This is a genomic window from Caballeronia zhejiangensis (genome assembly GCF_000698575.1).
Lineage (GTDB): Bacteria > Pseudomonadota > Gammaproteobacteria > Burkholderiales > Burkholderiaceae > Caballeronia > Caballeronia zhejiangensis.
Window position 1 is genome coordinate 23,025 of sequence record NZ_JFHD01000056.1, and the last position, 7,479, is coordinate 30,503.

At 61.4% G+C, this 7,479-nt stretch carries 8 protein-coding genes; 3 read left to right on the forward strand and 5 right to left on the reverse strand.

Translation table 11 applies throughout. The annotated features are described in order from the left end of the window. Positions 1-17: 17 nt before the first annotated feature. From benD to catA, 5 genes are all read right to left on the reverse strand, one after another. On the reverse strand, positions 18-794 hold the full coding sequence (gene benD / locus BG60_RS33950) for a benzoate diol dehydrogenase BenD (protein WP_034474261.1): 777 nt from the start codon (positions 792-794) through the stop codon (positions 18-20). Further along, positions 791-1,819, reverse strand: coding sequence for a benzoate 1,2-dioxygenase electron transfer component BenC (benC, locus tag BG60_RS33955; RefSeq protein WP_008347593.1), 1,029 nt, complete (start codon positions 1,817-1,819; stop codon positions 791-793). Before benC ends, benD begins: the two co-directional genes overlap by 4 nt. A gap of 35 nt (positions 1,820-1,854) precedes the next feature. Then, positions 1,855-2,343: a benzoate 1,2-dioxygenase small subunit gene (benB, locus tag BG60_RS33960; protein ID WP_008347590.1), complete on the reverse strand. Its 489-nt coding sequence runs from the start codon at positions 2,341-2,343 to the stop codon at positions 1,855-1,857. Beyond that, positions 2,340-3,698 carry a Rieske 2Fe-2S domain-containing protein gene (locus tag BG60_RS33965; RefSeq protein WP_033536408.1) on the reverse strand — a complete coding sequence of 453 codons (1,359 nt, stop codon included), beginning with the start codon at positions 3,696-3,698 and terminating at the stop codon, positions 2,340-2,342. Before BG60_RS33965 ends, benB begins: the two co-directional genes overlap by 4 nt. A gap of 105 nt (positions 3,699-3,803) precedes the next feature. Continuing rightward, complete coding sequence (gene catA / locus BG60_RS33970; protein WP_008347586.1) at positions 3,804-4,739, reverse strand: catechol 1,2-dioxygenase; 936 nt, start codon at positions 4,737-4,739, stop codon at positions 3,804-3,806. Between the two features lie 177 nt (positions 4,740-4,916). Between catA and BG60_RS33975 the strand changes: the two genes are divergently transcribed. From BG60_RS33975 to catC, 3 genes are all read left to right on the forward strand, one after another. Then, positions 4,917-5,840 carry a LysR family transcriptional regulator gene (locus BG60_RS33975; RefSeq protein ID WP_008347585.1) on the forward strand — a complete coding sequence of 308 codons (924 nt, stop codon included), beginning with the start codon at positions 4,917-4,919 and terminating at the stop codon, positions 5,838-5,840. A gap of 105 nt (positions 5,841-5,945) precedes the next feature. Further along, on the forward strand, positions 5,946-7,073 hold the full coding sequence (locus BG60_RS33980; protein WP_008347583.1) for a muconate/chloromuconate family cycloisomerase: 1,128 nt from the start codon (positions 5,946-5,948) through the stop codon (positions 7,071-7,073). Between the two features lie 38 nt (positions 7,074-7,111). Further along, positions 7,112-7,390: a muconolactone Delta-isomerase gene (catC, locus tag BG60_RS33985; RefSeq protein ID WP_008347582.1), complete on the forward strand. Its 279-nt coding sequence runs from the start codon at positions 7,112-7,114 to the stop codon at positions 7,388-7,390. Positions 7,391-7,479 lie beyond the last annotated feature (89 nt).

The window sequence follows — 7,479 nt, forward strand, 5'->3', positions numbered from 1 at the left end:
TTGCGTCTCCCGTGAGATCAGCCGTTATCGCCGCCGGCGACGGGCAATACCGCGCCGGTGATATAGCTCGCTTCGTCCGATGCGAGGAAGAGAATCGGCGCGATCTGTTCGTCCAGCGTGCCGTAGCGTTTGAAGAACGTCGATTCGGTGACCTGCTTCACCGCTTCGCCCATCCAGACTTTTTCCTGCTCGCTGTCGCCGCTCGCATTGCGCGGCACGCGTCGCGCGGGCGCTTCCGTGCCGCCCGGCGCGGCTGCGACCACGCGGATGTTGCGCTCGCCGTATTCCATCGCGAGCGCCTGCGTCATTGCGTTGACGCCGCCTTTCGCCGCCGAATACGGCACGCGACGAATCCCGCGCGTCGCGTTCGAAGACACGTTCACGATGGTTCCGCGCCCGCGTTCGAGCATATGCGGCAACACGGCATGGCACGCGTAGAGCGTCGGCATGAGCGAGCGCCGGATTTCGGCGTCGATCTGCGCGGGTTCGAACTCGGCAAACGGACGCATGCGAATCGCGCCGCCGACGCCGTTGATCAGGATATCGATGCCGCTGAACGTGCGCGCTGCGAACGCCATCGCGGATGCCGCGCCTTCATACGTTTCCATGTCGGCGACGAAGCCGGCCGTATCCGCGCCCTGCGCTTCGGCGGCCACTTCCCCGATGAAGTCCGCGCGATCGACGAGCACCACCTTCGCGCCTTCCGCCGCCGCACGCAGCGCCACGCCGCGCCCGATGCCCTGCGCCGCGCCGGTCACGACCATCACCTTGCCGGCAAATCGTTGCGTGCTCATGCTGTCACCGGCGCGGCGTTGGGCGTGAACTTCTCGTAGTGGAAGCTGTTGGGCTTCACGCCGCTATCGTCGAAGTGCTTGCGCACGGCATCGACCATCGGTGGCGGGCCGCAGAGATACACATCGACATCGCCGTCATTCAGCGATTCGGCGGGCATGTGCTGCGTCACCCAGCCTTTGCGCGGATGGTTCGAATCCGCATCCGCGACGACGGTGCTGAACGTGAAGTTCGGCAACCGCGCCGTATAGGCTTCGATCGCTTCGACTTGCACGAGATCGAGATCGCGCGTCACGCCATAGATGAGGTGAATCTTCTGCTGCGAGTTCGCGCGTGCGAGCACTTCGAGCATCGAGAGGAATGGCGCGAGACCCGTGCCGCCCGCGAGGAACAGCAGCGGACGCTCCACCCCGCGCAGATAGAAACTGCCGAGCGGACCGGTCAGCTCGACCGTGTGACCGGCCTGCGCGGATTCGAGCCATGTGCTCATCACGCCGCCGGGAATCTTCTTGATGAGAAAGCTGATCTTCGTCGCGCCCGGCGCCGACGAGAACGAATACGAACGATGCTGTCCGCTGCCCGGGACATCGATATTCACGTACTGGCCCGGCAGAAAAACCGGCGCGGGCGTAGCGGCATCCACATCCAGTTCGAGCACGACGGCGGCGTCGTTGTGCGGCTCGATCTTCGTGACCGTCGCGGCGAACTTGCTCTGCGCGGTCTTGCATGCCGTCGACGATGCCGGGACCGCGATCACGCAATCGCTCGATGGCACCATCTGGCAGGTGAGCACGAGACCGCTTTCCTTTTCGTCGTCGGAAAGCGCGTCTTCGATGTAGTCGTCGCCGAGATCATAGTTGCCGCTTTCGGCGCGGCATTTGCAGGTGCCGCACACGCCGTCGGAGCAATCCATCGGCAGATTGATCTTGGCGCGGAATGCGGCGTCGAGAACTTTCTCGCCCGCCTTGCATTCGACAAAACGCGTCACGCCGTCTTCGAAATTCAGTGCAATGTTGTAGCTGGACATGTTGCCTCCTACTTCCTGTCTCGTCACCGCGAGTGTCAGACGTGATAGACGTCGAGCACCTGGCGGATATAGTCGTTCTTCAGCACAATCTTCTTGTGCGCAATCACCAGAATGTCGTCGACCTTGCGCAGCGTCACGAAGATCGTGCCGAAGAAATGATCGGTGATCTTGTAGCGGTGATTGAGCGTGTCGAAGTTGTAGCGCACATCCACTTCGTTCTCGCGCTCGGCCAGCACTTCCACGTTGGTGACGTTGTGGCTCGTGCGCGGCTCGGGCATCGAAGCGCCACTGCGCTCGGTCTTGATGCGGAACACGCGATCTTCGAGGCCGCCGCGATCCGGGTAATACATCAACGAGATCTGACTTTCGTGGTCATCGGTGATCTGATCGTCGTCGTCCCATGCGGGCATCCAGTACGTGACGTCTTCCGCATAGCAGCCGAGCCATTCGTCCCATTGACGATCGTCGAGCAGACGCGCTTCGCGATACAGCGTCGCGCAGATTTTCAGGTAGTCGAAGCTCATGCCAGTGCCTCCCCTTGTTCCTTCTTCAACGCGTCGCGCATCACGTTGACCCAGTATTCGTGCTGCACGACGAAGAGTCCTTCGTCTTCGCTGCGCTCGCCCGAAATGAGCGGCTTGATACCCATGTTCTGCGCGTTCTCGTCAGGACCGTGGACCCAAAGCGGCGCGCCGCGCGAGAGGTCGTTCCACATCGCCGTGATGCCCGCATAACCCGACTGGCACGCGCGGAATTCCTCGAGGTCGTCGCTCGTGCCCATGCCGGTCACGTTGAAGAAGTCTTCGTACTGACGGATGCGCGTCGCGCGATCTTCGGCGCTCTCGCCCTTCGGCGCGAAGCAGAAGATGCTGACTTCGGTCTTGTCGACGCCAAGCGGGCGCACCACGCGAATCTGCGTGCTGAACTGATCCATCAGAAAGACGTTCGGATAGAGGCACAGATTGCGCGTCTGATTGACGATGTAATCCGCCTGCACTTCGCCCACGCGCGCCTTGATCTCTTCGCGATGCTGATACACCGGCCGCACTTCCGGATTCATCGTCTTCGTCCACAACAGGATGTGGCCATGATCGAATCCGTACACGCCCGCGACCGACTTGCTCCAGCTATTCGCATCGACGGCCTTGGTGCCTTCGATCTTGCGGCGGCCCATCGTCGCGGCGTAATTCCAATGCACGGTGCTGACGTGATAACCGTCGCAGCCGTTTTCCATCTGCATCTTCCAGTTGCCGTCGTAGATGTACGAGGAATTGCCGCGCAAGACTTCGAGGCCGTTCGGCGCCTGATCGACGATCTGATCGATGATGACCTTCGTCTCGCCGAGATAGTCTTCGAGCGGCATCGAATCCGCATTCAGGCTGCCGAAGAGAAAGCCGCGATAGTTCTGGAAACGCGGCACGCGGCGCAGATCGTGCGAGCCGTGCGTGTTGAACTGGATCGGGTATTCGGTCGTCTTCTCGTCCTTCACCTTCAGCAGCTTGCCGGTGTTGGAGAACGTCCAGCCATGGAACGGACAGGTGAAGCTGCCCTTGTTGCCGTGCTTGCGGCGGCAGAGCATCGCCCCCTTGTGCGCGCATGCATTGATGACCGCGTGCAACTCGCCGGTCTTGTCGCGCGTCACCACGATGGGCTGACGGCCGATCCACGTCGTGTAGTAATCGTTGTTGTTCGGGATCTGGCTTTCGTGCGCGAGATACACCCAGTTGCTCTCGAAGATGTGTTTCATCTCGAGATCGAACAGATCGGCGTTCGTGAAGATGTCGCGGCGGCAACGGAAGATGCCACTCTCCTTGTCGTCCTGGACGGCGTTTTGCAGCAGTTCATCGAGCTGCGTGGCTTTGTCGGTGATGGCGGACATATGAGTTCTCCCTATGCGCGTTCCGGCGACGGAGCGCATGCATCGGTATCGAAGGGGTCGTACGGAGATTCGGGCGGCGGCGGGCTGACCGCCGCTGTTGCGTAATTACGCGGTGACGGATGCGCGCGGGCGCTGGACGAGCTGGTTGTCCTTGCCCTGCACGAGCGGCGTCAACTGGATGTCGAACACGATTTCGTTGTACGCGTCGGCCTTCAGCCCCAGCGCCGTGCCGCCCGTCTTTTCGACGACATGCGGAACGAGTTCTTCGCGAGTCGCATAAGCGAAGTCATCCCAGATCAGCGGATCGCCTTCGATGTTGATCTGCGTCGTCAGCTTGCGATGCTTCTCGCTCGTCGCGAAGAAGTGCACGTGCGCCGGACGATTGCCATGACGCGCGAGCGAGTTCAGCAGTTGCTGCGTCGCGCCGTGCGGCGGGCAGCCGTATCCGACCGGCATCAGCGTGCGGAATTCGTACTTGCCGTCCGCGCCCGTTTTCACTGCGCCGCGCAGATTGAAATCGCTTTGCGCGCCGGTCGGGTCGAAGTGCGAGTAGAAGCCGTTCGAGTTGGCGTGCCAGCATTCGACGACCGCATTCGCAACCGGCTTGCCATCGTGACCCGTGACCGTGCCGCGAATGACGAGCGGGCCGGCGTTCGCATCGGGATCGAGATCGATCTTCGACACGCCCTCGCGCACCGGCGCACCGGCCACATACAGCGGGCCTTCGATGGTGCGCGGCGTGCCGCCGTGGATATCGGCTTCGCGGTCTGCGGCATCCATGCGGATGTCGAGATACTTCTCCAGACCCAGGCCGGCGGCGAGCAACGCCGCTTCGCCATCCTGACCGAGCTTGTTGAAGTAATTGACGCCGGCCCAGATTTCATCGGGCGTCATGTCGAGGTCGTCGATCGCCTTGAAGAGGTCGCTCAACAGGCGATGCGTGATCTCTTTGGCGCGAGCATTGCCGTCCTGACTCCCGATGTTCGCAGCGGCCTTCAGCAGGTCCTGCACTTCCTTCGTATCGAACACTTTGATGCTCATGTCTTCTCCTGAATCTCGCAATTTTCTGGTGGGGGTTAACCCTCGCTTCATCACCTGTGCAGATATGCTCGGAAGGTATAGTCGGGTGTTGAAACAGAGCGTGAAGGCAGGATAATGGACGTAAAGAAGCCCAGTCCAACACTGATTTAGTATCGGGCCATATCCAGGAGGTATTGAATGGAGTTGCGACACCTGCGTTACTTCGTGGCGGTGGCGGAAGAAAGAAACTTCACGCGCGCGGCCGAAAGGCTGCATATCGCACAACCGCCTTTGAGCCGTCAAATACAGCAACTCGAAGAAACGCTCGGCGTGCAACTCTTCGAACGCAACTCGCGGCCGCTCAAGCTCACGGAGACCGGCAAGTTCTTTTATTCGCATGCGGTGCAGTTGCTCGCGCAGACCGCCGAACTCGAATCGATGACGCGCCGCGTAGGCAATATCGAGCGCAGTCTTTCGGTGGGATTCGTCGGCTCGACGCTCTACGGCATGCTGCCGAAGATCATCCGGCGCTTTCGCGACGAGAACGCGACCGTCGAACTGAGCCTGCACGAAATGTCGACGATGGACCAGATCCGCGCGCTCAAGGATGGCCGCATCGATGTGGGCTTCGGGCGCATTCGTCATGAGGATGCCAACATCCGTCGCGTGATCTTGCGCGAAGAGCAACTGATCGTCGCGCTTCCGCTCGGGCACCCGCTCTCGCTCGCGAAGCCCATTCTCTCGCTGCGCGATCTCGTCAACGAGACGCTCATCATCTTTCCGAAGTCGCCGCGCCCGAGTTATGCGGATCAGGTGCTCGCGGCGTTTCAGGATCGCGGGCTCGCGCCGCGCAAGATCTACGAAGTGCGCGAATTGCAGATCGCGCTGGGGCTCGTCGCGGCGGGCGAAGGCATTTCCGTCGTGCCGAGCAGCGTCCACGGCCTGAAGCGCGACGACGTGAGCTACAAGGAACTCGACGATCCCACGCTCGTTTCGCCGGTCATCATGAGCATGCGCGCGCTCGACGAATCGCGCGACATCAAGGAAATGCTCGAACTCATTTACCGGCTGTATGACGAGGAGAAGATTCCTTACACGGCGCGCACGGATCGGGGGCGATGACGCGCGTCATACCTGGGGGGTATCGCACTAGACGCGAATGGTCTTGGACAGGCGGCAAACGGGCGCGCAATACTGCATCAACCTCTCCATTCCGACATTTCAGGTATGAACGCCCAAATCACCTCCGTCGAAGCGATTCTGGTTGATCTCCCGACCATTCGCGCGCATCAACTCGCGATGGCGACGATGCAGCAGCAAACCCTCGTCATCGTCCGTCTGCGCACGAGCGACGGCATCGAGGGCATTGGCGAAGCCACGACCATCGGCGGCCTGTCTTACGGCGATGAAAGCCCCGAAGGCATCAAGCTGACGATCGATACCTATCTCGCGCCCGCGCTCATCGGACAGGATGCGAGCAACATCAACGCGGCGATGCTGAAGCTCAACAAGGTCGCGCGCGGCAATCGCTTCGCGAAGTGCGCGCTCGAAACGGCGCTGCTCGACGCGCAAGGCAAGCGGTTGAACGTGCCGGTGTCGGAGTTGCTCGGCGGCGCGGTGCGCAAGACGCTTCCGGTACTCTGGACGCTCGCGAGCGGCGACACGCAGCGCGATATCGAAGAAGCGGAAATGCTGCTGGCCGAACGCCGTCACAACACATTCAAGCTGAAGATCGGCCGGCGCGGCGTGCGCGATGACGTCGCGCATGTATCGAAGATCAAGGCCGCGCTCGGCGATCGCGCGAAAGTCACCGTCGACGTGAATCAGGCATGGAGCGAGACCGATGCGTCGCTCGGCATCGAAGCGCTTCAGGCAGCGGGCATCGATCTCATCGAACAGCCGACTCCGCGCGAGCAGCGCGGCACGCTCGCGCGGCTCGCGGCGCGCTTCATCGTGCCGATCATGGCCGACGAAGCGGTGACGGGCCCCGAGGACGCGCTCGAACTCGTGCGTCACGCATGCGCCGATGTGTTCGCGCTGAAGATCGCGAAGTCCGGCGGCATCTACGGAATGATGCGCACGGCCGCCATCGCCGATGCGGCGGGCGTCTCGCTCTACGGCGGCACGATGCTCGAAGGCAGCATCGGCTCGATTGCATCGGCGCATGGTTTCAGCGCGTTGCCGCAGCTCGCGTGGGGCACGGAACTGTTCGGGCCGCTGCTGTTGAAGGACGACATCGTCACGGCGCGTCCGCAGTATCGCGACTTCGATCTGCACTTGCCGGAAGGACCGGGCCTCGGGCTTCAGATCGATGAAGCGAAGCTCGCGTTTTATCGTCGCGACAAGCGCGCTTGAATCATCGAATCAACGCATCAACAACGATTGGGGACATCATGCTTTATCTCGTCAGAATGGACGTTCATCTGCCGCACGACATGCCCGCCGCCAAAGCCGATGAAATCAAGGCGCGCGAGAAGGAATACTCGCAGGAACTGCAGCGGCAAGGCAAATGGCAGCAGTTGCATCGCGTGGTCGGCGAATATGCGAACTACAGCGTCTTCGATGTCGATTCGCACGATGAACTGCACACGATCTTGTCCGGCCTGCCGCTCTTCCCGTACATGACGATGCAAGTGACGGCGCTCGCGCATCATCCGTCGTCGATTCGCTGAAGCCGCGCATGTCGATTCCGGTATCGCGGGAAGGAAGCGGGTCGGTATCGGCGGTGAGCGCCGGGTTGCTTGCCGTCATCATCTCGTAT